The organism is Allobosea sp. LjRoot237 (assembly GCF_964253285.1).
Lineage (GTDB): Bacteria > Pseudomonadota > Alphaproteobacteria > Rhizobiales > Beijerinckiaceae > Allobosea.
On the sequence record NZ_CAXUQP020000001.1, the window covers coordinates 3,172,523 to 3,196,538 of the forward strand.

25 protein-coding genes are annotated in these 24,016 nt (G+C 65.9%); 13 read left to right on the top strand and 12 right to left on the bottom strand.

Annotation, left to right across the window (positions count from 1 at the left end; translation table 11 throughout):
* Positions 1-69: 69 nt before the first annotated feature.
* A complete protein-coding gene (locus tag ACSQ24_RS15440; RefSeq protein ID WP_436095525.1) occupies positions 70-1,716 on the bottom strand; it encodes a glucan biosynthesis protein in 1,647 nt (548 codons plus the stop codon).
* Between the two features lie 288 nt (positions 1,717-2,004).
* Between ACSQ24_RS15440 and ACSQ24_RS15445 the strand changes: the two genes are divergently transcribed.
* Together ACSQ24_RS15445 and ACSQ24_RS15450 are read left to right on the top strand one after the other, a co-directional pair.
* Complete coding sequence (locus tag ACSQ24_RS15445; protein WP_436095526.1) at positions 2,005-2,991, top strand: DUF2336 domain-containing protein; 987 nt, start codon at positions 2,005-2,007, stop codon at positions 2,989-2,991.
* Between the two features lie 89 nt (positions 2,992-3,080).
* Positions 3,081-3,686, top strand: a complete 606-nt coding sequence (locus tag ACSQ24_RS15450; RefSeq protein ID WP_436095527.1) for an outer membrane protein — start codon at positions 3,081-3,083, stop codon at positions 3,684-3,686.
* A 109-nt stretch (positions 3,687-3,795) separates the two neighbouring features.
* Here ACSQ24_RS15450 and ACSQ24_RS15455 read toward each other — a convergent pair whose 3' ends face one another.
* Positions 3,796-4,086 carry a winged helix-turn-helix transcriptional regulator gene (locus tag ACSQ24_RS15455; RefSeq protein ID WP_436095528.1) on the bottom strand — a complete coding sequence of 97 codons (291 nt, stop codon included), beginning with the start codon at positions 4,084-4,086 and terminating at the stop codon, positions 3,796-3,798.
* Positions 4,087-4,307: 221 nt separating this feature from the next.
* Between ACSQ24_RS15455 and ACSQ24_RS15460 the strand changes: the two genes are divergently transcribed.
* A complete protein-coding gene (locus ACSQ24_RS15460; RefSeq protein WP_436095529.1) occupies positions 4,308-4,715 on the top strand; it encodes a DoxX family protein in 408 nt (135 codons plus the stop codon).
* 194 nt (positions 4,716-4,909) lie between these two features.
* Here ACSQ24_RS15460 and parC read toward each other — a convergent pair whose 3' ends face one another.
* From parC to ACSQ24_RS15475, 3 genes are all read right to left on the bottom strand, one after another.
* Positions 4,910-7,156 (bottom strand): DNA topoisomerase IV subunit A, encoded by a 2,247-nt coding sequence (gene parC / locus ACSQ24_RS15465; RefSeq protein WP_436095530.1) that lies wholly within the window; start codon positions 7,154-7,156, stop codon positions 4,910-4,912.
* Between the two features lie 156 nt (positions 7,157-7,312).
* Positions 7,313-8,041 carry a DNA repair protein RecO gene (gene recO / locus ACSQ24_RS15470; protein ID WP_436097900.1) on the bottom strand — a complete coding sequence of 243 codons (729 nt, stop codon included), beginning with the start codon at positions 8,039-8,041 and terminating at the stop codon, positions 7,313-7,315.
* 240 nt (positions 8,042-8,281) lie between these two features.
* The gene (locus ACSQ24_RS15475; protein WP_436095531.1) at positions 8,282-8,665 is read right to left on the bottom strand and encodes a tautomerase family protein; all 384 of its coding nucleotides are present in this window, start codon (positions 8,663-8,665) and stop codon (positions 8,282-8,284) included.
* 117 nt (positions 8,666-8,782) lie between these two features.
* On the opposite strand from ACSQ24_RS15475, the gene ACSQ24_RS15480 reads away from it, so the two are divergent.
* The gene (locus tag ACSQ24_RS15480; protein WP_436095532.1) at positions 8,783-9,625 is read left to right on the top strand and encodes a LysR family transcriptional regulator; all 843 of its coding nucleotides are present in this window, start codon (positions 8,783-8,785) and stop codon (positions 9,623-9,625) included.
* 272 nt (positions 9,626-9,897) lie between these two features.
* Here the strand turns inward: ACSQ24_RS15480 and ACSQ24_RS15485 are convergent, their stop codons facing one another.
* The 3 genes from ACSQ24_RS15485 to ACSQ24_RS15495 form a co-directional block, all read right to left on the bottom strand.
* Entirely contained in the window at positions 9,898-12,105 is a 2,208-nt protein-coding gene (locus ACSQ24_RS15485; RefSeq protein WP_436097901.1) for a RelA/SpoT family protein, read from the bottom strand.
* A 220-nt stretch (positions 12,106-12,325) separates the two neighbouring features.
* The gene (gene rpoZ, locus ACSQ24_RS15490) at positions 12,326-12,715 is read right to left on the bottom strand and encodes a DNA-directed RNA polymerase subunit omega (RefSeq protein WP_057192190.1); all 390 of its coding nucleotides are present in this window, start codon (positions 12,713-12,715) and stop codon (positions 12,326-12,328) included.
* 122 nt (positions 12,716-12,837) lie between these two features.
* On the bottom strand, positions 12,838-13,815 hold the full coding sequence (locus ACSQ24_RS15495; protein WP_436095533.1) for a LysR substrate-binding domain-containing protein: 978 nt from the start codon (positions 13,813-13,815) through the stop codon (positions 12,838-12,840).
* Between the two features lie 27 nt (positions 13,816-13,842).
* Here ACSQ24_RS15495 and ACSQ24_RS15500 point away from each other — a divergent pair, with 27 nt between their 5' ends.
* The gene (locus tag ACSQ24_RS15500; protein ID WP_436095534.1) at positions 13,843-14,553 is read left to right on the top strand and encodes an FMN-dependent NADH-azoreductase; all 711 of its coding nucleotides are present in this window, start codon (positions 13,843-13,845) and stop codon (positions 14,551-14,553) included.
* Between the two features lie 54 nt (positions 14,554-14,607).
* Here the strand turns inward: ACSQ24_RS15500 and ACSQ24_RS15505 are convergent, their stop codons facing one another.
* Entirely contained in the window at positions 14,608-14,733 is a 126-nt protein-coding gene (locus ACSQ24_RS15505) for a hypothetical protein (protein WP_436095535.1), read from the bottom strand.
* Positions 14,734-15,159: 426 nt separating this feature from the next.
* On the opposite strand from ACSQ24_RS15505, the gene ACSQ24_RS15510 reads away from it, so the two are divergent.
* Both ACSQ24_RS15510 and ACSQ24_RS15515 read left to right on the top strand, forming a co-directional pair.
* On the top strand, positions 15,160-15,423 hold the full coding sequence (locus ACSQ24_RS15510) for a DUF1488 domain-containing protein (RefSeq protein ID WP_436095536.1): 264 nt from the start codon (positions 15,160-15,162) through the stop codon (positions 15,421-15,423).
* A 78-nt stretch (positions 15,424-15,501) separates the two neighbouring features.
* Complete coding sequence (locus ACSQ24_RS15515; protein ID WP_436095537.1) at positions 15,502-15,744, top strand: hypothetical protein; 243 nt, start codon at positions 15,502-15,504, stop codon at positions 15,742-15,744.
* Here the strand turns inward: ACSQ24_RS15515 and ACSQ24_RS15520 are convergent.
* A complete protein-coding gene (locus tag ACSQ24_RS15520) occupies positions 15,719-17,422 on the bottom strand; it encodes an ATP-binding protein (protein ID WP_436095538.1) in 1,704 nt (567 codons plus the stop codon). The genes ACSQ24_RS15515 and ACSQ24_RS15520 overlap by 26 nt on opposite strands.
* Before the next feature lie 203 nt (positions 17,423-17,625).
* On the opposite strand from ACSQ24_RS15520, the gene ACSQ24_RS15525 reads away from it, so the two are divergent.
* Positions 17,626-18,378: a pyridoxine 5'-phosphate synthase gene (locus tag ACSQ24_RS15525; RefSeq protein WP_436095539.1), complete on the top strand. Its 753-nt coding sequence runs from the start codon at positions 17,626-17,628 to the stop codon at positions 18,376-18,378.
* A gap of 25 nt (positions 18,379-18,403) precedes the next feature.
* Here the strand turns inward: ACSQ24_RS15525 and ACSQ24_RS15530 are convergent, their stop codons facing one another.
* Positions 18,404-18,859, bottom strand: a complete 456-nt coding sequence (locus ACSQ24_RS15530; protein ID WP_436095540.1) for a GFA family protein — start codon at positions 18,857-18,859, stop codon at positions 18,404-18,406.
* A gap of 53 nt (positions 18,860-18,912) precedes the next feature.
* On the opposite strand from ACSQ24_RS15530, the gene acpS reads away from it, so the two are divergent.
* The gene (gene acpS / locus ACSQ24_RS15535; protein WP_436095541.1) at positions 18,913-19,317 is read left to right on the top strand and encodes a holo-ACP synthase; all 405 of its coding nucleotides are present in this window, start codon (positions 18,913-18,915) and stop codon (positions 19,315-19,317) included.
* A gap of 16 nt (positions 19,318-19,333) precedes the next feature.
* On the opposite strand, the gene aqpZ is transcribed toward acpS, so the two are convergent.
* Entirely contained in the window at positions 19,334-20,065 is a 732-nt protein-coding gene (aqpZ, locus tag ACSQ24_RS15540) for an aquaporin Z (protein ID WP_436095542.1), read from the bottom strand.
* 187 nt (positions 20,066-20,252) lie between these two features.
* Here aqpZ and ACSQ24_RS15545 point away from each other — a divergent pair, with 187 nt between their 5' ends.
* The 4 genes from ACSQ24_RS15545 to era all read left to right on the top strand — a co-directional run bounded on the left by ACSQ24_RS15545 (position 20,253) and on the right by era (position 23,888).
* Positions 20,253-21,365, top strand: coding sequence for a mechanosensitive ion channel family protein (locus ACSQ24_RS15545; RefSeq protein WP_436095543.1), 1,113 nt, complete (start codon positions 20,253-20,255; stop codon positions 21,363-21,365).
* A 126-nt stretch (positions 21,366-21,491) separates the two neighbouring features.
* Positions 21,492-22,256 carry a signal peptidase I gene (gene lepB, locus ACSQ24_RS15550; RefSeq protein ID WP_436095544.1) on the top strand — a complete coding sequence of 255 codons (765 nt, stop codon included), beginning with the start codon at positions 21,492-21,494 and terminating at the stop codon, positions 22,254-22,256.
* Positions 22,253-22,984, top strand: a complete 732-nt coding sequence (rnc, locus tag ACSQ24_RS15555; RefSeq protein ID WP_436095545.1) for a ribonuclease III — start codon at positions 22,253-22,255, stop codon at positions 22,982-22,984. The genes lepB and rnc overlap by 4 nt, the downstream gene beginning before the upstream one ends.
* The gene (era, locus tag ACSQ24_RS15560; RefSeq protein WP_436095546.1) at positions 22,977-23,888 is read left to right on the top strand and encodes a GTPase Era; all 912 of its coding nucleotides are present in this window, start codon (positions 22,977-22,979) and stop codon (positions 23,886-23,888) included. Before rnc ends, era begins: the two co-directional genes overlap by 8 nt.
* Positions 23,889-24,016: the final 128 nt, after the last annotated feature.

Sequence of the window (24,016 nt, forward strand, 5' to 3'; positions counted from 1 at the left end):
TCGGAATAATCCGATGCGATAACAATGTGATAGTTCATCGTGATCGCGCCCGATTGGGCGCGCGATGATCTAGGTGGCTGACGCGGTCCACGACATCGTCCAGGTCTCGCTGAGCGTCTGCCTGGCCGTGCGCAGGAAGACGCGCAGATCAGTGCTTTCGGCCGGCCTGAGCGTGACATCGACGATCGCCCGGAAGCCCTTCGCGGCGAAGTTCGGATCGAGCGTCGCTCGGGCTACCGTGCCGGCCGAGACCGTCGCGACCACCGAGACGCGCTTGGGATCGGAGAGATAGTATTCGAGGTCACCGGCGTTGAAGTCGACGATGAAGCGGCGCTTCGCCAGCCCTGCCGCCGCGTCGACCTCCTCGCGGGCGGCGATGCTGCTCTGGACCTGCGCCATCGCATGCAGCGTCTCGGTCGTCGATACGGAGGTGATGCGATAGCTCAATTCGGTTGGCTGGCCACTGGGCAAGGGCGTCTTCGGTGTCCAGCAGCAGACGATGTTGTCGAATTCCTCGCCCTGGGTCGGGATTTCGATCAGGTCGACGCGGCCCTCGCCCCAATCGCCTGATGGCTCGACCCAGTAGCCGGGGCGGGCGTGGTAATGCGCCTCCAGATCCTGGTAATGACCGAATTCTCGGTCGCGCTGGATCAGCCCGAAACCGCGCGGATTGCGGTCATGGAAGGACGAGATCGTCAGCGCCCGCGGGTTCCGGATCGGCCGCCAGAGCCATTCGCCGGCGCCGGTCTTCAGCATCAGCCCGTCGGAATCGTGGACCTCGGGTCGAAAATCGGTGCGCTGCTCGCGGTCGCCCTCGCCGGCGAGGAACATCGAGGTCAGCGGCGCGATGCCGATGCGCTCGATCGTCCGGCGCGGCACGATCGTCGCCGTGACGGCGACGCTGGTCTGCTGGCCCGGCGTCACGACATAGCGGAAGGCGCCGCTGACCGAGGGCGAATCGAGCAGCCCGTAGATGACGAGGTCGAGGCTGTCAGGCTTCGGCTTCTCCAGCCAGAGCGCGCGAAAGAACGGGAACTCCTCGGCCTGCTCGCCGCCGACATCGAGTGCCAGCGAGCGCGCCGAAAGCCCATAGCGGTGGCCGCGACCGAGGAACCGGAAATAGCTGGCGCCGAGGAAGGAGATCACCTCGTCCTGAACCTTCAGGTCGTTGAGCGTCGTCGTGACGGCGAAGCCGGCGAAACCGAGCGAGATCGGCAGCTTCTGCGGGACCTGCGCCTTGCCGTATTCGAACAGCGCCATGTTGAATGGCAGCGGGATCGCGGTTCCGTCGCTGATCACATGAACCGGCACCGGCTTGTCGTGCAGGAAGCCGAGATGGAACAGGTGCAGGCGGTAGTCCGAGCCGCTGTCCTGCCAGAGCGCCTTGTCCCTGCGGAACCGGATTTCGCGATAACTGTCATAGGTCAGCGATTTCAGCGCCTCCGGAATGGCGGGCGCGCTCGTGTCGAAGGGCCGGGCTGCGAGCTCGCGAGCCTGGCGAACGACATCCTCATAACCGAAATTGCCACGCCGCTGCTCGGCGGGCGCATTGTTCGGTGTGACCGGCGGCGGACGGGTGTCTTGGGCGCGGGCGGGCGAGACGAGCCCGATCGCAGCCAAAGCCGCCAGCATCGCGCGACGCGACGGCTCGGCCGCGGCTCGCCCTGTCTGATCGCCAAGGGGGTAGCTTCCTGCTTGGGGCTGGCTCGTGCTCACATCACGCTCCGCATTGCTGGTGGCCTCGATCGCCGCGCAGGGCGGCGACCTGCCAACGTGATCTGACCGGCGAAGTTCCGTCAGCACGGGCCGAAACAGCTCCTTCAGGTTGTTGTGCTATTAAAATGCAACCATAAGAAGCGACGATGATACTGAAAGTACTGGGAATTCCATGAACGGCTTAAGACTAAATCAAAGCGCGCAGGGTAGCGTCCGGCATTGTCCAAACGTGATACTCCTGCGGAAACCGCTCCGATGCTCCAGTCTTTGTCCCGCATGCCAGCGGAGATGTCGTCGGAGTCCCGGCGCAAGCTTCTCAACGCCGTGACAGACCTGTTCCTGCTCGACGCCGATCCGAGCGAGGAATCGCAGGAGCACTACGGCGATATCGCGCTGCGCTCGCTGCCGCATCTCGACGCCGAAGGCCGACGCGAATATGCCGATTCCGTCGCCGCGACGGCGACGCTGCCGCGCCCGGTCGCGGTGTCGCTGGCGAACGATACCGACAGCGAGGTCGCACGCCTCGTGCTCCGGCTCTCGCCGGTCCTGACCGACACCGATCTGGCAGCCATCGCCATCAGCCAGACGCAGGCGCATCTCGCGGCCATCGCCGAGCGCGCCCGCCTGCCGGAAGGCGTGACCGATATCCTGGTCGAGCGCGGCGATTCAACAGTGCTTCGCAGCGTTTCCGGCAATGAGGGCGCCCAGTTCTCCGATCACGGCTTCGACCGGCTGCTGCAGCGCGGCGGCGACGATGCCGTGGTGGGCGACGCGCTGGCGCGCCGCTCGGACCTGTCGCCGCAGCGGGCTGAGCGCGTGCTGCGCATCGTCGAGCAGATGTCGGATCCGAACAGCGAGGCGACTTCACACCAGACCGCGATGATGGCGCGTCAGGCGCGCCAGCAGCGCCGCGAGGTCCGGCTGCTGATCGCCGACCTGCAGGCGGGCGCACGCAGCCTCGACGAGGTCGTCACGATGCTGGCTGAGGAGGATCGCGCCTTCCACCTCGCGCAGGTGATCGCGATCAGTGCCGAGGTCACCACCGAGCAGGGCCTGCGCGTGCTGATGCAGCGCGACGTCAGCGGCATCGCCGTGCTGGCGCGGACGCTCGGGCTCGGCAAGGACACCTTCGACGCTGTCCTGCAGCTGCGTGGGCGGCGCCTCTACTTCAAGGCCAAGGATATCGAGGACGACCTCAAAGCCTATGAGCAGCTCGACATGGCCACCGCCGAGCGAACGATGCGCTTCCTGCGCCTCAAGACCAAGCTGAGCTGAGCCGCCGGGACACTACGCCACAAAACCGCGACAATCGCGCCCTCACCTGCTAAGCCATGAGCATGATCCTGACTGCGGGCAGCGCACGCATGAAGCTTTTCTCGGCCGCCGCCGCCGTAGCGGCGCTGATGGCGACCAGCGCCCCGGCGCAAGCACAGGCCTTCCTGCCGCTCTCGGGCTTCGGAATCCTGCCCTCCTTCGCCTGGTCTGAGCCGACCTTGTCGCCCGGCGGCGTCAAATGGGACGGCTCCTACGCCCGCATCTCCAGCGGCTTCCAGGTCAGCAGCTCGAAACGCTTCGGCACCTCCGCCGGGCCGGTGATCGGGCTCGAGGCCGGCAAGATGTGGCGCGATGGCGACTTCGTCTACGGCATCGCCGGGGCGCTCGAATTCTCCCCTTCCTTCGGCGGCTACGCCAATCCCGGCTTCAACCAGGCAAGCTATACCCGCGACATCACGGGCGCCTTCCAGCTCAAGGCCGGCGTGTTCGCGACGCCCGACGTGCTGCTCTATACGAGTGTCGGCCTGGCCGCGGGCAACGAGACCTTCCGCTACGGCGCGACGCTGTTCTCCCCACCCTTCTCGCGCTCCGATATCGCGCTCAGGCCGGAAGCGCGCGCCGGCATCCAATGGGCAGTGACCAACAATGTCACGCTCGGGCTGGAAGTCGGCGTCGTCGGATCGGCGATCCGCTGAGGTAGTGAGTCAAGACGCTGTGGTCTTGATTCAAATCGCTGGCGGGTCGATTCCACGGATTCGCGCAAGCCTCTGATCAGGCAACAGGATGGGGCCGCGGCCAGCCCGTTCAAGCCGTCAGATTGAGCGAGGCCGCGTGCCTGTCGGACCAGGCCCTGATCTCATGAAAGACCGCGCCAAGATCGCGCGCAGACGGCGTCAGCTCATATTCGACGCGCGGGGGCACCTCCGGATAGATCGTGCGCTTGACGAGACCATGCGCCTCCAGATCGCGCAGCTGCGTCGTCAGCATATGCTGGGTGATCCCGGGGATCGAACGGCGCAGCTCGCCGAAGCGCAGAGTGCCCTGCCCGAGCCGCCACAGGATCTCGCCCTTCCACTTGCCGGTCAGCATGCGCATGGCGGCATGAAATTGCTCGACCGCAGCTGCGCTTGGGCAAGCATCTGATTCTGCGGATGATTCTCCATCCTCGCCCGGGCGTTGAATCTCAATAGTCTGATTTTTCATACTATACCACAAATTCCGTCCTACTTGTCTTTTCGATGCTACTCCCGAATTCCTCATGGCGAAAGCGGCGGGAACGGCCCGCCGCAGCCCTCGGGCATTCTTCGGAGATCTCCATGTCGGTCACTGACGTTTCGGAGGCGCCGCGCTGGCGCCGGCTTGGCCTATGGGCCGTCAAGGCGCTGCTCGCCGCCGTGTTCGCAGCCGCCGGTGGCGCCAAACTTGTCGGGGCGCAGCCGATGGTCGATGCGTTCGCCATGATCGGCTTCGGGCAATGGTTCCGCTATCTGACCGGGGCGATCGAGCTCGCCGGCGCTGCCGCGCTGCTCCTGCCGGCGCTCTCCGGTTTTGCCGCCGTGCTGCTGGCTGCCACCATGCTTGGCGCCACCCTAGCGCACCTCACGGTCCTGCCCGGCTCCCCGCTGCCGGCCATGATCCTGCTTGGGCTCTGCCTGCTGGTCGCCGGCGCTCATCGGAGCACGCTCGAGGCGGCAGCCAGATCGGCGCTTCTCAGACGAGATTGAGCGAGCTCGGCTCGCACGATCACCCGCCCTGCACGACCCATACGGAGCAATTCATGTCGCGCCTGATCACCGCCGCTTTGCTGGCGCTCGCCCTGTCGGCCTGCCATACCACCGATCTTGGCCGCTCGGTCGGCTGGCCAGCGCCGCAACGCACCGTCAGATAACGGTACGGCGTCAGCCGCCTCTCACTCCGCTCATCCCCCGAACTTGTTGTTCTTCGGGAAGCCCTTGGGCGGCAGGCGGCCGGCCTCGGCGCGATGGCCGAGCCATTCGATCAGCTCGGCCTGCGCCACCGTCCAGGTTCGGCCGGAGGTGTCGAGCCAGGTCAACCCGTCCTCGAGCTTGAAGACCTTGGCGTCCGACAGGCCGCCATCCTTGTAGCGCTGCAGCCTGACGCCCTTGCCGCGGCCCATCTCCGCGACCTCGGAGAGCGGGAAGCAGAGCAGCTTGCGGTTCTGGCCGATGATCGCGACATGGTCGCCCTCGGCCGGCACGACGAGCATCGCCTCGGCCGGCTGGTCGACATTGAGCACCTGCTTGCCCTTGCGGGTGTTGGCGACGACATCGTCGGTCGGCACGACGAAGCCACGGCCCTCCGTGCTGGCGACCAGAAGCTTCAAGCCCGCCCTGTAGGGGAAGGCGGCGACGATCTCGGCACTCTCCTCCAGCTCGATCATCAGCCGGATCGGATCGCCGAAGCCGCGCCCGCCCGGCAGCTTCGAGGCCTCCAGCGTGAAGACCTTGCCGTTGGTCGCCATCACCAGGATCTTGGACGTCGTTTCGCTGAAGAAGGCGGTGCGGAGCGTGTCGTCGCCCTTGAAGGTGAGGCTCGACAGGTCCTGGACATGGCCCTTCAGCGCCCGGATCCAGCCCTTCTTCGAGATCACCACCGTCACCGGCTCGCGCTCGACCATGGCCTGGGTCAGGTCGATATCGGTCGTATCGGGCATATCGGCGAAGGTGGTGCGGCGCTTGCCGATCGCCGTTTCCGGGCCGAACAGCTTCTTCACCTCGCGGATGTCCCAGGAGATGGTTTTCCACTGCTGTGCCTCGGAGGCGATCAGGCCCTCGATCTGGCCCTTCTCCTGGGTCAGCTCGTCGAACTCGGTCTTGAGCTGCATCTCCTCGAGCTTGCGCAAGGCGCGCAGGCGGGTGTCGAGGATGGCGTTGGCCTGGACCTCGTTGAGCGCGAAGACCTTCATCAGCTCGATCTTTGGCTCGTCCTCCTCGCGGATGATTTTGATCACCCGGTCGAGGTCGAGATAGACGATCAGCAGGCCGGCGAGGATTTCTAGGCGCTTCTCGATCTGGCCGAGACGGAAGCGCGAGCGCCGGACCAGCACGTCGCGGCGATGGTCGAGCCAGGCGCGCAGGGCCTCGGCCAGACTGAGCACGCGCGGCACCAGCCCGCCGGTCAGAACATTCATGTTCATCGGAATGCGCGATTCCAGCTCCGAGAGCCGGAACAGCGATTCCATCATCAGGTTGGCATCGACATTGCGGGCGCGCGGCTCGATGACGACGCGGATGTCCTCGGCCGACTCGTCGCGCAGGTCGGCGACCAGCGGCAGCTTCCGGTCGTTCAGAAGCTCGGCGATCTTCTCGATCAGCCGGCCCTTCTGGACCCCATAGGGAATCTCGGTGACGACGACGAACCAGGTGCCGCGGCCCTGATCCTCGACATGCCAGCGCGCCCGCGTGCGGAAGGCGCCGCGGCCGGTGCGATAGGTCTCGACCATCGACGAGCGCGACTCGACGATGATGCCGCCGGTCGGAAAATCGGGCCCGGGCACGAAGGTCATCAGCTGCTCGGAGGTCGTCTCCGGATGCTGGATCAGATAAAGCGCGGCGTCGCAGAGCTCGGCGGCGTTGTGCGGCGGGATCGAGGTCGCCATGCCGACCGCGATGCCTTGCGAGCCATTGGCGAGCAGGTTCGGGAAGGCGGCCGGGAGCACCATCGGCTCCTCGTCCTCACCATTATAGGTCTCGCGGAAATCGACCGCGTCCTCGTCGATGCCGTCGAGCAGGAGGCGCGCGACCTCGGTCATGCGCGCTTCGGTGTAGCGGTAGGCGGCGGCGTTATCGCCGTCGATATTGCCGAAGTTGCCCTGTCCGTCGACGAGCGGGTAGCGCTGGGCGAAGTCCTGCGCGAGGCGGACCAGCGCGTCATAGACCGATTGGTCGCCATGCGGATGGAACTTACCGATGACGTCGCCGACGATGCGGGCGCATTTCTTGTGGACCTGGCCGGGATCGAGCCGGAGCAGGCGCATGGCGTGCAGGATGCGGCGATGGACGGGCTTCAGCCCGTCGCGCGCATCCGGCAAGGCGCGGTGCAGGATCGTCGAGAGCGCATAGGTCAGATAGCGCTCTTCGAGAGCGCTCTTCAGATCGACGCGTTCGGCTTCCTCCTCCGGAGGCGGCTCGACGGGTTTGCCCATGCTTCTACCAACCTAGTTCGATACGCGACCCAGCTGAGGGGCCGACACCGGTCCATACCTCGCGGGACGAGGGAATAAAGGCCCGAATCACTTGATGCAACGATGCAGCCCGGAAGCAAGCGACGCAAAGCGAGACCGGCGAAAAAACCGCAGAAATCAGGGGATTCTCGCCGCCAGTTCCAGCAACCGCATCCGCTCCGGCGGCTCCAGCAGACCGCGCGGCTCGTAGAGGTCGCGGCGCAGGAAGAACCCGGTCAGCGCGAAGCCGGCAGCGATCTCGGCCGGAGCCGGCCGGCGCGCGCCCTGCCCCTCGCTCAGGAAGGCCGGCAAGGCAAGGAGCCGGTCGAGATAAGGCTCGGCGGCCTTGCGGCTGACCGCCTTGCCGGATTTCGGCGAGACATGGCTGAGTTCCTCGCGCAGGCCGGTGACGGCGCAGCGCTCGAGCGAGAGCCCGTAGCCAAGCTCGGACAGCATGGCGAGCTCGAAGCGCACCATCAGCGCCGGCGCGATCGCGATCTCGTCGAGATGCGCGACCAGCACCGCCAGGCCTTCATAGAGGCCGGGATGCGGATCGCGCTCCGGCAGCAGCCGCAGCAGGCCGGAGACATTGGCGAGCCCATAGAGCGCGACCGGCTGGGCCATCAGCCGCGCCGCATGCGAGGTCAGGAGCTCGACCTTGTACTCGCCGAGATGCTCGTCGAGCCGTGCCCGCCAGGTCAGCGAGACAAGATTGCCGGGTTGCAGTACCGGCTGCTGCTTGCTCGAGCGGCCGCCGCGGACGAGGCCGAGATGGCGGCCATGATCGCGCGTCATCGCCTCCAGGATCACGGCGCTCTCGCCATGACGCCTGACGCCGATGATGGTGCCCTCGTCGCTCCATTCCATGGCCAGAGTTAGGGGCAATGAGGGGTGAGTTTCCAGTGCCCATGTGCTGACGGATGTCAGCAGAAGCGCGGGATTCCCTCTCCTGGAAGGAGAGGGGTAGGGGTGAGGTGTTCGGAGTGGAAACGTCGGCTTGAACCCGACCGCGCGGTGAGCGCTCGCGGAACTGGTCCAATGGCCTACACCTCACCCTGCCCTCTCCTTCCAGGAGAGGGTTCCCCGCGCTTCGCCTGCAACGTTAGATCACGCCACGTACTGCGCGATCCCGCCGCCGAACGACCAGTCCTCGCGCTTGACCTCGACGAGGTTGATGAAGATGTCGTCGGGCTTCAGGCCCGGCTCCTTCTGCAGGTTCTCGGCGATGGCGGCATAGAGCGCCTTCTTCTGGGTGACGCCGCGGGTGTTGGCGACGACGAGCTGGATGATCACCAGGGCGTCGCTGCGGTTGAAGCCGAAATAATTGTTGTCGAAGATGAACTCCTCGGCCTCGTGCTGGTGCACCACGGCGAAGAGATCGTTCTCCGGCACCTCGAAAGTGGCGCACAGGGCACGGTAGACGCCATCGACGATGGCGGCGGGATGCGAGGCCGGGCGGCCGCGGCGCATCGAAATCCGGATCAGGGGCATGACAAGCTCCGTAGACAGAGGGCGGACACTGCCGCCGACGCCCTGAAACTAGGCTTGAAATGATAATCTTAAAACTGTATCTTTGGTGATATCAATGATATGAAATTGCGATTTCAAATGACCAGCACCCTCGACCTCGATGGCGTCAGCGCCTTCCTGCATGCGGCCGAGCTTTCCAGCTTCACCCGCGCTGCCGAGGCGCTCGGCACGGCGCAATCTCTGATCAGCACGCGGGTCAAGAAGCTGGAGGAGGCGCTCGGCCAGTTGCTGCTGCAGCGACATCCGCGACTGGTCCGGCTGACCGCCGAGGGCGAGCGCTTCCTGCCGGCGGCGCGCGAGCTCATGGCGGCGCATGAGCGAGCGCTCACCTCCTTCCAGCAGATCCAGGAGCGCATCAGCATCGGTATCAGCGAGCAGGCGGTCGGAGCCGATGCCCCTGCCCTGCTGGCGCGGCTCGCCAAGCACGACCCCTCGCTGGTGATCGGGCTGCGCATCGAGCCGTCCGCGGCGCTCGACACGGCTTTCGAGCGCGGCGAACTCGATGTCGCGGTGATCCGCCGGCTCGGGCCGGGGCGTACCGGCGAGGTGCTGCGGCGCGACGCGTTCGGCTGGTTCGGCGCATCCTCCCTGGCGAAACCGAACGGGCCGGTGCCGCTGGTCAGCCTAATGCCGGAATGCCGCCTGCGTCGTCACGCTATGGATGCGCTCGACAGCGCCGGCCTGCCCTGGCGCGAGGCCTTCATCGGCGGCGGCATGGCGGCGGTGCTGGCGGCGGTCGAAGGCGGGCTCGGCGTCTCGCCGCTGGCAGCGCGGATCGCGCCGCGCGGGGCGATCGACCACGGACCGGACTGGGGCTTGCCGGCGCTCGACAGCTTCGAGGTCGTGCTGCGCAGCAATGTCGCGACGCCGCGCGCCAACGCCTTCGTCAGGGAGCTTGCAGCGGCCTTCCGGGCGGGGTGACTGCTTTCCGATGCGCTCCGACAGGCGGAGCAGGCGCGGGCCCCCCTCTCCCGGATGGGAGAGGGGTAGGGGTGAGGGACCGCCGTTGATTGTTGAAGCGATACGGCGCCGTTGCGTCCCCTGCTGATAGGGCAGGCCCTCATCCCTGCCCTTCTCCCACACGGGAGAAGGGTTCCCCGCACCCTTCATCTGACGCTTGCGTAGCTTTCTCGGTTACCGCTCGGGCCGCTCAATCTGGCAGCCATGGCTCAAGGCCGGCCATGACGCCCCCCTTACGCCACCACGCGCTCGACCCGGCTGATCACCCGTTTCTCGCGCAGTTCGCTGATGATCGCGCTGAGGTGCTTCAGGTCCCAGACCGTGAGGTCGATGGTGACGTCGGTGAAGTCCGGCGTCGGCCGGATCATCGAGACGGCGTCGATATTGCCGTCATGCTCGGCGATGGTCGTGGTGATCTGGGCAAGCGATCCCGGCTCGTTGATCGAGTTGAGCTGGATGCGGGCCGGGAAACGCTGCGGGCGCTTGTCGTCGAGGTCCCAGCGCACGTCGAGCCAGCGCTCGGGCTCGTTGTCGAAGGCGGCGAGCGAGGGCGACTGGATCGGATAGATCGTCACCGCCTCGCCCGGTGTCAGGATGCCGACGATGCGGTCGCCAGGCACGGCGCCGCCGCCCGGTGCAAAGCGCACCGGCAGGTCGCCGCCGAGGCCACGGATCGGGATCGCATCTTCGCCAGGCGTCTCGTTCGGCAGCTTGAATTTCAGGTTCTCGCCCTGGCGCAATTCGAACCAGCCCTTGCCGGGCGGCGGCGCCTTGGCATCGCCGGTCGCACGCTTCTCAGGTTCAAGGTCGGGATAGACCGCCCTCACCACATCGCCGGAGAACATCTCGCCACGGCCGACGGCGGCGAGCACGTCGTCGACGGCGGTGCGGGCGAGCCGCTTCAGCGCCGCCTTGAGCTTCTCGTCGGTGAAGGGCCGCTCGGCCCGCATGAAAGCGCGTTCCAAGATCTGGCGGCCGAGCCCGGCATATTGCCGGCGCACGGCGACGCGGGTGGCGCGGCGGATGGCGGCCCTGGCCTTGCCGGTGACCACCAGCGATTCCCAGGCCGCCGGCGGCGCCTGCCCCTCGGCGCGGGTGATCTCGACCTCGTCGCCGTTCTGCAGCTCGGTCAGCAGCGGCGCGATCCGGCCATTGATCTTGGCGCCGACCGCGGTGTTTCCGACATCGGTGTGGACCGCATAGGCGAAATCGATCGGCGTCGCCCCGCGCGGCAAGGCGATCAGGCGTCCCTTGGGCGTGAAGCAGAAGACCTGGTCGTGGAAAAGCTCGAGCTTGGTGTGCTCGAGGAATTCCTCGGGATTGTCGCCTTCGGCCAGGAGATCGACGGTGCGGCGCAGCCATTGATAGGCGCGGCTCTCATCGGCGGCGGCGACGACACCGGCGGTCCGGCCGTCCTTGTAGCGGGCATGGGCGGCGATGCCGAATTCGGCGACGCGGTCCATCCCGTCGGTGCGGATCTGCAATTCGACGCGCTGGCGGCCGGGCCCGACCACGGTGGTGTGCAATGAGCGGTAGTCGTTCTGCTTCGGCGTCGAGATGTAGTCCTTGTAGCGTCCGGGCACCATCGGCCAGGTCATGTGGACGATGCCGAGGACGCGGTAGCAATCCTCCGGCTTGTCGACGATGACGCGGAAGCCGAAAATGTCGGAGAGCTGCTCGAAGGAGACGGATTTGCGCTCCATCTTCTTCCAGATCGAATAGGGCCGCTTGCGCCGCCCAAAGACCTGCGCCTCGATGCCGCGCTCGGCGAGCTTGGTCTTGAGATCGCTCTCGATCTCGCCGATGACCTTGCCCTCGCGCTGGGTCACCTCCTCCAGCCGCTTGGTGATAGTCGCGTGCGCTTCCGGCTTGATATGGCGGAAGGCGAGCTCCTCCAGCTCCTCGCGCAGTTCCTGCATGCCCATGCGGCCGGCGAGCGGCGCATAGATCTCGATCGTCTCCTCGGCGACGCGCAGGCGCTTTTCCGGCGGCACATAGTGCAGGGTGCGCATGTTGTGCAGCCGGTCGGCGAGCTTGACCAGGAGCACGCGGATATCGTCGACGATGGCGAGCAGGAGCTTGCGGAAGTTCTCGCCCTGCGCCGCCTTCTTAGAGACGAGGTCGAGCTTCTTGATCTTGGTCAGCCCGTCAACGAGGCGGCGGATATCGGGCCCGAACAGGGTCTCGATCTCCTCCAGCGTCGCCTCGGTGTCCTCGACGGTGTCGTGCAGGACGGCGGCGACGATGGTGGCGTCGTCGAGCTTGAGCTCGGTCAGGATCGCCGCGACTTCGAGCGGGTGGGCGAAGAACGGGTCGCCGGAGGCGCGCTTCTGCGTGCCATGCGCACGCATGGCGTAGACATAGGCGCGGTTGAGCAGCTCCTCGTCGGTATTCGGATTATAGCGCTTGACCCGGTCGACAAGCTCATATTGCCGCATCATGCCCATGCGGGCGTAACTCCACCGCTCAACTCGTTTGGATTCGTCCGGAGCCGGATCCGATCAGGTTGGAACAATCTGATCGGTGAATCCGTCTCCCACTTAACGATAGAGATATCAACGATCGCGGCACGGCGCGGCAAGGCCAATCCACCCGGGGCGGGCATGAAAAAAGCCCGGCGGGGCCGGGCTTTAGCAAACGTCATGAACGCTTTCCGACAGCTCAGTCTTCGTCGTCGGCGCTCTCGGTCGGCGGCACGAGGCCGTCGAGGCCGCGCAGCAGGTCGTCCTCGCTCATCCGATCGAACTGAACCTCCGAATCGGGGGTGGCGACATGCGACTGCGAGGTCAGCAGCGGCACGGTGTCGGCCTCCGGCTCGTCGACCTCGACATGCTTCTGCAGCGAGTGGATCAGGTCTTCCTTGAGATCCTCGGGGGTGAGCTTCTCGTCGGCGATCTCGCGCAGGGCGACGACCGGGTTCTTGTCGTTGTCGCGCTGGACGAGAATCGAGGAGCCCGAGGCGATCATGCGGGCGCGATGGCTCGCAAGCAGAACCAGCTCGAAGCGGTTCTCGACCTTGTCGATGCAATCCTCAACGGTGACGCGAGCCATTCGCGGCTCCTTCTGATCTTGCGCGATACGATGGAAAGGTTGAACGGCGCTCATACAGGCTGCGCGCCGCGGATGCAAGGTTTGACCTGTCTCCTCCATGCACCGCTATGCGGGCGCGGCCGTCATGGCGACGCGACCGCCTTGAGCCATTGCCGGACAGCCTGAACATCGGCGCTCGCCATGTTCTCCTCGGTCGCGACCAGGTGATAGTGATGCCCTTCGATGACCGGGCCGAACGGGTGCACGAGCACGCCGCGCGAGAGCTCGTCCTCGACCAGGAACAGGCTCGTGATCACGACGCCCTGCCCTGCCACGGCCGCCTGGATAGCGTGGCTTTCGTCGGTGAAGCGCAGACCAGCTTCGACGTTCAATCCCGCGACCTGGGCCAGGGCCTGCCAGCGTCGCCAATCCGGCTGCAGATCCCGACGCAGCCACTCCGAGTGGATCAGCCTCGCTGCAGTCAGATCGATGGGATCGCGGAGGCCGAGCGAGGGACTGCAGACCACACCGAAACGCTCCTGGCACAGCGGTTCGGATACCAGCCCCGGAAACGGGCCGGCACCATAACGCACCGCGAGGTCGGCAGCGCCGCTCGCCAGATCGACGGCGTCGTCCGATGCATGCAGCCGCAACGCGAATTGCGGCCACTGCGCCTGGAAGAGTCCCAGCGCCGAAATGAGGCGGCGCGCGGTGAAGAGCGCGGTCGCGCTGACCGTCACCGCGCTGCGCTGCGGCCGAGGAGTGAGTTCGGCGATGGCGCGTGCGAAACTGTCCAGGCCGTCCCTGAGCACGGGATAGAGCTGCGCGCCGGCCTGCGTCAGCGAGACGCGCCGGACATGCCGCTCAAACAGCGGCAGGCCGAGCGTCGCTTCCAGCAGCCGCAGTTGGTGGCTGATCGCCGTCGGCGTCACGGCCAGTTCCCGGGCCGCTTTCTGAAAGCTCAGATGCCGGGCCGCGGCCTCGAACGCACGTAGCGCAGCGAGCGGTGGAAGCTTCCGAGGCTCCGACATGAATGAAACCAACTCATCTATCAGCTGAGCAATTCGATTTTGTTGCCCGCTGAATAACAACATACCTGACGAATAGCGAGAACGTCGCATGAGGAATTTGACATCATGGAGATCGCCATGCCGCCCTTTCACATCTTGCAGATCGATGCCAGCGCCCGTCCCGGGCGGTCCGGGGTCGACCCGCGCGGATCGCATACGCGCCGCCTGACCAGCCGCTTCGTCGAGCGCTGGCAGGCTGCGCGGCCGCAGGACACCCTGACCTATCGCGATGTCGGGCAGCAGCCGCCCTCGCCCGTCAGCGGCGACTGGATCGCGGCGGCCTTCACGCGGCCCGAGCAGCGGGAAGAGGTAGCACGGGCACAGCTCGCCGAAAGCGACGTCCTGGTGGACGAGCTTCTGCGTGCCGACCTGATCGTGATCGGAGCGCCGATGTATAATTTCGGCCTTCCAGCCCAGCTCAAGGCATGGCTGGATAATGTCGTGCGCGTCGGCGTCACCTTCGGTTTCGACCGCAGCCGGCAAGGCGAGCCCTATTGGCCGATGCTGCCACCCGGCAAGCGGCTGGTCATCCTATCCTCGCGTGGCGATTACGGCTATGGCGCCGGCGGGCGCCTCGAGGCGACCAATCTCGTCGAGCGCGGCCTGAGTGTGCCGCTGGCCTATCTCGGCCTGACCGAAACGCACTCGGTCGCGATCGAATACGACGAGTTCGCCGATGAGCGCTTGCGGGCGTCGATTTCGACGGCCGAGGCCACCGTCGACGAACTGGTCGGGAAACTCGCGCGCGACGTCGCCGAAACCGCGGATCGAGCGCTGGAACCAGTCTGACACAATCGAAGCGGTGCCAGCCACTATCCGATCGGTGAATGCAGCCAGCGGCGATCAGGAATCCCAGCGCGGCGAGAGCCCCTCGGGATCGAGCTGGCGGCCGCCTTCGGGCGAAGACATTCGGAAGATTCCGAAGCCGAGCGCCGGAATGGCCGCTCGATTGGCATTGACGAGATTCACGCGGAACTTCCAATTCTGAAGCGATAGCGAAATAATCCACTAACATGTACATCGAATACGCGTCGGATTATTTTGAACTTCCGAGATCATGGCGCATAAATATTATTATTTCTTGACCTTACAAAAATTCAGCGCGCTCCCCATGTCTGCACTACGGACGTCGAGAGCAAGCCGCACTAGCGGCGATCTGTTCTGGCGTGGCCGTCCTTGAGAAAATTACGCGCTTGTTTGAGCCTCACGGGCGTCGATCGCACGCGACGGTGCGGCGCAGATGCCGACCTCAAGCGGATCCGGCCGCCATTGCCGATAGCCGCCAAGCTGCGGGCCCTGACTCCGCAGCCGCGGCGCGCACCGGCCGAACTCGTCGCCACCGCGCTCGCGTCATGAAATTTCGTGTCATAAGCTAGCCGAGGAGAAGATCGACCGATGGCGCTGAACTTTCCCAATCCGGTGCGCCGCTTCGATGCCGGGCGTAGCTGCGTCAGTTTCTGGGGCTCGGATGCGTCACTGGAAATCATCTTCCAGATCGAGTTCGAGGCCCTGCGCAAGCTTGATTCCGGCATGGGCAGCGGCGAGGCCGAGATTCTGGCGACGTTCGACCAGAACCGCGATACCATCCTGGCCGCAGCGGCATCGGCTTACGCGAAGCACCGCAACAGCTACCAGAGGCTGACGGCGGCCCATTTCTGACGCCGCCCGCCGGCGGGGCAACGCAATCGAGACGGCGCGCATCATCCGGTGCGCGCCCCTACACATCCAGTGAGAGCCATGACCCACACTGCCTACAAGCCCGGCGACCTCATCAGCCTGACCCATGACTTCGCCAATCAACCCAGGCTCGGCCCGTTCGAAGTATTGCGGATCATGCCGCAGCGCGACAATGCCGAAGCTCAATATCGCGTGCGCGGCCCGGATGGGCGCGAGCGCGCGATCGACCAGCATGAAATCGTCGAGAGCAGCGCCGCGAGCGCGGCACCGTCGCAGGTCACCCCTGGCGGCTCATCCGGCTGACCAATTCATCGAGCCCGGGCTCGCGCTGATAGTCGCCCGGACCCTGCGCGCGCTCCATCGCCGGCAGTTCCTGCGGTGGCATATCTGAAAAGCGCATGCGCATCGTCGTCGCCACCGCTTCGCCGAAGGCGATCGCCTCGCGGTTCCCGATCGAGGAGAGGAAGGCGATGGTGCTGGCCGAGGCGTCGGCGATGGCGGCGCGGATGATCTGCTGGTCGCGCTCATTGCCGAGGCGCATGGCGAACACGGTCGAGCATTGCGACAGGATTGTCGGGTCGAGCTCGCCCGGGCGCTGCGTCACGATGCCGAGATAGGCGCCGTATTTGCGCCCTTCCTTGGCGATGCGGGCGATGGCCTGACGGGTCGGTGCGAAGCCGAGTGACTGATCCTGCGGCACATAGCGATGCGCCTCCTCGCAGAGCAGCAGGATCTCATAGCTGCCGCGGCTCGCCATGGCGAGGTCGAAGGCGAGTCTCGCCAGGCTGGACGCCACCGCGTTGACGACCTCTGAGGGCAGTCCGGCAAGCTGGAACACGGTGATCGGCCGGCCCCGGTGCGGCACGCGGAAGATCTGGCTGACCACCGGTGCGATCGTCTCCATGCTGTTGGCATGGGCGAAGAGGAAGCCGTAGCGCGGGTCGCCGTACAGCGTTTCGAGCCTGACCCTGAGCGCGCGCAGGGTGGAGCGCGGATAGCGTACCTCGTGCAGGCCGATCAGCTCGTCGATCGCGGTGAAAAGATCGGTGATGCGGTAGGGAGCCGCCAGCTCGGCCGCTCCACCGGCGTCAGCCCGGCGCGCGCCGGGATCGAGGGGCCGCTTCAGCACGCTGCTGCCGAGGTCGCGCGCCATGTCGTGGGCGGAAACGACGCGGTAGCGGCTGCGCGCCACAGCAATGACCTCGCGCAGGATCTCGGCCTCGTCCTCCAGCGGCGGACGGCCACGGAAGATGATGTCGGCGAACTCCTCGAAGCGGAACAGCCAGAACGGCAGGTCGAGCGTGCTCGCGTCGATCCGTACGGAGGTGTCCTGGAAGGCATGGGCGTGTTCGTTGTGCGGGTCGAGGATCAGGACCCGCAGATTCGGCTTCGCCACCACGGCCTTGCGCAGCATCAGCGCGACGGCGCTCGACTTGCCGACGCCGGTCGTGCCGAGCACGGCGAAATGGCGCGAGAGCAGGCGCTCGATGTCGACGCTCGCCGAAACCCTTGCATCCTGGGTCAGGGTACCGAGCGAAACACCGCGGCGCTCGCCGAGGTCATGGATGAGCGCCAGGTCGCGCGAGCGGATACGATGCGCCGGCGCCCCGATCGGAGGATAGGTGGCGATGCCACTGTTGAAGCGCGCCGCGCCGTTTTCGCCGTCGACGACCTCGCCCAGTAGCTCGACCTCGATCGCGACCGCATTGGAACCTGCCTCGTCCCAGACCGATTGCAGGGCGCGCATCTCGTAGACAAGTCCAACGATGCGGCTCGTCCCGAGGCTGATCGAGATCAGGCGGCCGATGGCGCAGCCGTCATGGCTGCCGAGCGCAGGCCCGGACGCAGCCCCAGCGATGGTGGCGCGCGCGCCCGAGCACGCGACGACGCGACCGAGCGCGCGGTCAGCGGGCTGGTTCGGGTCACGCCGATCGGGCGTGACCTTCGTCTCGAATTGCCGATGGTCGGCGGGAAGTTGCATGACGAGTCTGGAAACGCCGTGGGACCATGCCGGACGCTAATTTCCAGGGCTTAACAACAGTCACGCCGTAGATTACGTGTAAATTCTGGATATACACGCATTGCGTGTATTAATTGATCACTAATACTGACGGCGTCGATCACATCCCTTGCCTTGAACCAGCGCCTGACGCGGCGTAGACGGCAAAGGACGAGGGGGCGACGATGACCAAGAACCGCTTGCGCCTGGGCGTGAACATCGACCATGTCGCGACCGTGCGGAATGCACGCGGTGGCGCCCTGCCCGACCCGGTGCGCGCCGCCCTTCTCGCGGTTTCCGCCGGCGCCGACGGCATCACGGCCCATCTGCGCGAGGACCGGCGCCATATCCGCGACGCCGACATGCAAAGGCTTGCGAGCGAGCTCAGCAAGCCGCTGAATTTCGAGATGGCCGCGACGGCGGAGATGATCGGCCTCGCCGAGAGGTTCAAGCCGCACGCAGCCTGCCTCGTGCCCGAGAAGCGCGAGGAGCGTACCACCGAGGGCGGGCTCGACGTGGTCGGCCAGGCGAACGCCTTGGCTGCGCCGATCGCCCAGCTCAAAGCCGCCGGCTGCCGCGTCTCGCTGTTCATCGAGGCCGACGAGGCGCCGATCGCGATGGCGGCCAGGCTCGGCGCGCCGGTGGTCGAGCTCCATACCGGCACCTGGTGCCATGCCGTGGCCGATGGCCATGCCGACAAGGCACAGGCCGAGTTCGAGCGGCTCGCCAACGGTGCCGCCTTCGCCGCCTCGCTCGGGCTGGAAGTCCATGCCGGGCACGGGCTCGACTACGACACCGCGCGCAAGCTTGCCGGCGTTCCCGACTTCGTCGAGTTCAACATCGGCCATTTCCTGGTCGGCGAGGCGATCTTCGTCGGCTTCGAAACCGCGATCGCCGTGATGCGGCGGGCGATGGACGAAGGCCGCGCTGCTGGCTGAAAGAAGCGGCGACAGCGCATCGTGGTCACGAGTCGGGCGAATAGGCCTCCCGATGCTGCCTTCCCGGGTCACCGATCTCATCCCAGGCCGCCTTCGAGCCTACCCATATGTGCTCGGCGACTCTCAAAGCACTGCCACCCTCGTCGATCAGGCCGGCTGGAATGAACGTCCGACGGTCATCGTTGGGGCCCGGCACCGGAGAACCACAGGTTTTACAGAAGCAAGCTTGCCAATCGGCGCCAGGCTTTTTCCAGATGTTGATTTGATCCTGGCCACGCAGCCATCGAAACGCCTGGTTGTCGACGACCACAACTGCGATGCCATTGCCGCCGGTGAATCGCCGGCAGATCGAACAGTGACACAGAATAACGTCCGACAGCGGCGCATCGATCTCGAATGCGACCGCGCCGCAATTGCATCGTCCCCGTGCCGTCATCGTTTTTCCTCCCTTCGCTGCGACCGAACGTGTCGTCGGCGTCACGGCGAGAGTTCAGATCGATAGACGAAGGCCGCGCCGCCAGCTAAATCGCTGGCATGATCCTCGGCATCGGCTCCGATCTCTGCGACATCCGCCGCATCGAGAATTCGCTCACCCGCTTCGGCGAGCGCTTCACGCAGCGCATCTTCACGGCAGGCGAGCAGGCGAAATCCGATCGTCGCGCCACGCGCGCTGCATCCTACGCCCGCCGCTTCGCTGCCAAGGAAGCCTGCTCGAAGGCGCTCGGCACCGGCATCAGGTCAGGCGTGTTCTGGCGCGACATGGAGGTGATCAATCTGCCGAGCGGGCGGCCGACCATGCGGCTCACCGGCGGCGCTGCGGCGCGCCTGGCCGAGATGACCCCGCCCGGCCATGAGGCGATCGTGCATGTCTCGCTGACCGACGATCCGCCGCTGGCGCAGGCCTTCGTCGTGATCGAGGCCAGGCCCGTGCGGGCCTGACCTCGGTTGGCAAGCCTTACTCGGCCGGAGCGGGCGTGACGCCGGTGACCTCGCCGCGCGGTTCCTCGCTCAGCCAGCGATAGATCACGCCGCCGAGCGCGCCGCCGATGATCGGAGCCAGCCAGAACAGCCAGAGCTGCTGAAGCGCCCAGCCGCCGACGAACAGGGCCGGCCCGGTCGAACGCGCCGGATTGACCGAGGTGTTGGTGACCGGGATGCTGACGAGGTGGATCAGGCAGAGCCCGAGGCCGATGGCGAGCGGCGCGAAGCCGGCCGGCGCCTTGCCATGGGTCGCGCCCATGATGATGAACAGGAACATCATGGTCATCACGACTTCGGTCAGGAAGGCCGAGGCCAACCCGTACTTGCCGGGCGAGTGCTCACCGAAGCCGTTCGAGGCGAAGCCCTTGGCCACATCGAAGCCCGGCGCACCGACCGCGATGAAATAGAGCACGGTGGCGCCAAGGATCGCGCCGACCACCTGCGCGACGACATACGGAACGACCTGACTAGCCGGGAACCGCCCGCCTGCTGCGAGGCCGACGGTGACTGCCGGGTTGAGATGGCAGCCGGAGATGTGGCCGATCGCATAGGCCATGGTGACGACGGTCAGGCCGAAGGCGAGCGAGACGCCGAGCAGGCCGATGCCGACCTGCGGAAAACCGGCAGCGATGACGGCGCTGCCGCAGCCGGCGAAGGTCAGCCAGAAGGTGCCGATGGCTTCTGCTGCGTATTTTTTCGTGCTCATGGCGATTCGCCCCAAGGTTGCGGGTCGCGAAACTGTGATCCTCGGGCAACCTAGCGTCAATCGCCAGAAATCGCGGCCGACGGCTGCAAATTCCGCCTGACGGTTGCGCGCTCAGCGTGCGCTGCATCCTTTGCGGCCTTGCCGCGTTGCAGCATGAGCGGCCGCAACCGGTCATGCGGGAGATCAGATGACATTCGATGAGATCGTGCAGGGCATGGAAGCCAGGTTCTCCTGGCTGCCGGCCTGGAGCATCAGCCTCACCCTGTTCGCAATTGCCTTCGTCCTGGCGCTGACGATCCACCGCATCGCCTATGAGATCATGACCCGGATCGTCGCGAGCTGGGACCTGTTCTGGCGCTCGCTGGTCTCGCGCACCTTCGGCCCGGCGCGCTTCGCTGTGATCACGCTGGCGCTGTCCTTCGCCGCCTCGATCGCGCCGCTCTCGCAAACGCAGGCAACGTTGATCCGGCATGTGCTGCTGATCTGCTTCGTCGCGCTCGTCGCCTGGCTCGCCAAGACGGCGCTGCACATCTGGACGACGGTCTATCTGCGCCGCTTCAAGCTCGACGCCGATGACAATCTGCTGGCGCGCAAGCACGTCACGCAGACGCGGATTCTGCGGCGGATCGCCGAGATCATCGTCGTCGTCGTCGCAGTCGCGGCGATGCTGATGACCTTCGACGGGGTGAGGCAATACGGCGTCAGCCTGCTCGCCTCGGCGGGCGCAGCAGGCCTCGTCGTCGGCCTCGCGCTGCAGCCGGTGCTGAAGAACGTCTTCGCCGGCATCCAGCTCGCCGTGACCCAGCCGATCCGGATCGACGACGCCGTGCTGATCGAGGGCGAATGGGGCAATGTCGAGGAGATCACCTCGACCTATGTCGTGATCCGGCTCTGGGACTGGCGCCGGCTGATCCTGCCGCTGTCCTACTTCATGGAAAAGCCGTTCCAGAACTGGACCCGCGACGATGCCGCGCTGATCGGCACGGTGATGATCTATCTCGACTACGCGACGCCGATCGAGGCCGTGCGCCGCAAGGTCGAGGAGATCGCCTCAGCATCGCGGCTGTGGGACCGGCGCGTCGTCAACGTCCAGGTCACCGACTTCAAGCAGGCGACCATGGAGGTGCGCATCCTCATCAGCGCCGGCACCTCGCCGCGCGTCTTCGACCTGCGCTGCGAGATGCGCGAGCAGATCGTCGCCTTCCTGCAGCGTGAATACCCGCACGCCCTGCCCCGGATCAGGGCGGAACAGTTGCACCCGGCGCGTGGCGGGACTGCGGCCGTGACGGCAGTACAATGATCCGAAGAGCCACATATTGTCGCCCTGCCGTCGCGGCAGTGCGGGGCAACCTCGCAAAAGTGGTTTCCACTTTGGCCTGACATGCTCTAGACCGCGCTCTCGAAACGTAGCCAGCAGGAGGCCCGTGTGGCCAACGACGCCGAGATCAAGAGCAAGACCAAGGACGAAGGCGGCATCCTCGAGACCATCAAGGTCGTCGTACAGGCGCTGCTGATCGCCCTGGTGATCCGGACCCTGCTGTTCCAGCCTTTCAACATTCCCTCGGGCTCGCTGATCCCGACGCTGCTGATCGGCGACTATCTGTTCGTCTCGAAATACACCTATGGCTACTCGAAGCACTCGATGCCGTTCAGCCCGCCGCTGTTCCAGGGCCGGGTCTGGGCAGCCGAGCCGAAGCGCGGCGACATCGCCGTGTTCAAGCTGCCGAGCGACAATTCGACCGACTACATCAAGCGCGTCATCGGCTTGCCCGGTGACCGCATCCAGATGATCGACGGCGTCCTGCACATCAACAACCAGCCGGTGAAACGCGAGCGCATCGCCGATTTCGTCACCACCGATGCCTGGGGCCGCGCCGCCAACGCGATCCAGTATCGCGAGACGCTGCCGAACGGCGTCAGCCACCAGATCATCGAGCGCGAGGGCGACACCGGCACCTTCGACAACACCCCGGTGTTCCGCGTGCCCGACGGCCATTTCTTCATGATGGGCGACAACCGCGACAATTCGCTCGACTCGCGCGACCGCAGCGTCGGCTTCGTGCCGTTCGAGAACTTCGTCGGCCGTGCCGAGATCATCTTCTTCTCGATCGACGAGGGCGCGTCGGCCTGGCGCCTCTGGGAATGGCCCTGGACGGTGCGCTGGAACCGCATGTTCTCGACGATCAAGTGAGCAAGCCGACCGACAGCGGCCGTAAGCTGCCCGAGCTCTCGCGGCTCGAGGACAGGCTCGGCCACCGCTTCCGCGACCGAAGCCTGCTGGAGACGGCGCTCACCCATATGAGCGCCGACACGCGCCGGATCGCAAGCTATCAGCGGCTCGAATTCCTTGGCGACCGGGTGCTCGGCCTTTCGGTCGCCGACATGCTCTTCACCACCTATCCGCAGGCCGAGGAAGGCGACATGTCGCGCCGCCTCGCCGACCTGGTGCGCAAGGAGACCTGCGCCGAGGTTGCGACCGCCTGGGACGTCGGCCCGCATCTGCGGCTCGGCGAGGGCGAGATTCTTTCGGGCGCGCGCAAGAACAAGGCGATCCTGGCCGATGCCTGCGAGGCGATCATCGGTGCGGTCTTCATCGACGGCGGCTATGATGCCGCCCGCAAGCTGGTCGAGGCCGGTTTCGGCGAGCGGCTGCTCAAGCCGGTGACGCCGCTGCGCGACGCCAAGACCGCGCTGCAGGAATGGGCGCAGGGCCAGGGGCATCCGACCCCGACCTATGCCGAGCGCGGCCGCTCCGGCCCGGATCACGCGCCGATCTTCCGCATCATCGTGCGGATCGGCGCATTGGCCGAGGCGGAAGCCGAAGGCCGCTCGAAGCGGCTGGCCGAGCAGGCCGCGGCCGAAGCCTTCCTGCGCCGGCAGGGCCTGTGGAACGAGACGATGGAGGGCGAGCATGGCTGAGCCTGATAAGGCGACCCGCTGCGGCTTCGTCGCGCTGATCGGCGCGCCCAATGCCGGCAAGTCGACGCTGCTCAACCAGCTCGTCGGTGCCAAGGTCTCGATCGTCTCGCGCAAGGTGCAGACGACGCGCACCCAGGTGCGCGGCATCGCGCTGACGGGGCCGACGCAGATCATCTTCGTCGATACGCCCGGCATCTTCGCACCCAAGCGCCGGCTCGACCGCGCCATGGTGACGAGCGCCTGGGGTGGAGCGACCGACGCGGACCTGATCGGCGTATTGATCGATGTCGGGCGCTTCGACCACGAGGAGAATACCGCGCTGCTGGAGAGGCTCGCCCAGCTCAAGCAGCCGAAATTCCTGATCCTCAACAAGATCGACACGATCCCGAAGGACAAGCTCCTCGCCATCACCGCCGCGGTGAACGAGCGCAGCACCTTCGAGACGACCTTCATGGTCGCGGCGTTGACCGGCTATGGCGTCAAGGACATCCTCACCTGGCTCGAGACGCGGATGAAGCCCGGCCCCTGGCTCTATCCGGAGGACCAGATCTCGGATGCGCCGCTGCGCTTCCTCGCCGCCGAAATCACCCGCGAGAAGATCTTCGAGCGGCTGCACGACGAATTGCCTTATCGCTCGACCGTCGAGACAGAGAGCTGGCAGCAGCGCCCGGACGGCTCGGTCCGGATCGAGCAGACGATCTATGTCGAGCGCGAGGGCCAGCGGAAGATCGTGCTCGGCGAAGGCGGCCAGACGATCAAGGCGATCGGCCAGAAGGCCCGCGCCGAGATCGCCGAAGCGGCCGAGGCGAAGGTGCATCTCTTCCTGTTCGTCAAAGTCCGCGAGAACTGGAGCGACGACCCGGAGCGCTATCGCGAAATGGGATTGGAGTTTCCCAAAGGCTGAACACTTAAAGCTGAACAGCTGCAGCTATCGCACGCCTAGCTGGCAAAATTTGTTCGCAATCTTGCGCGGTACGCCGCATTCACCACATAAACGCCGAAGGGCCGCTCGATTTGGAGCGCCAACCCGAC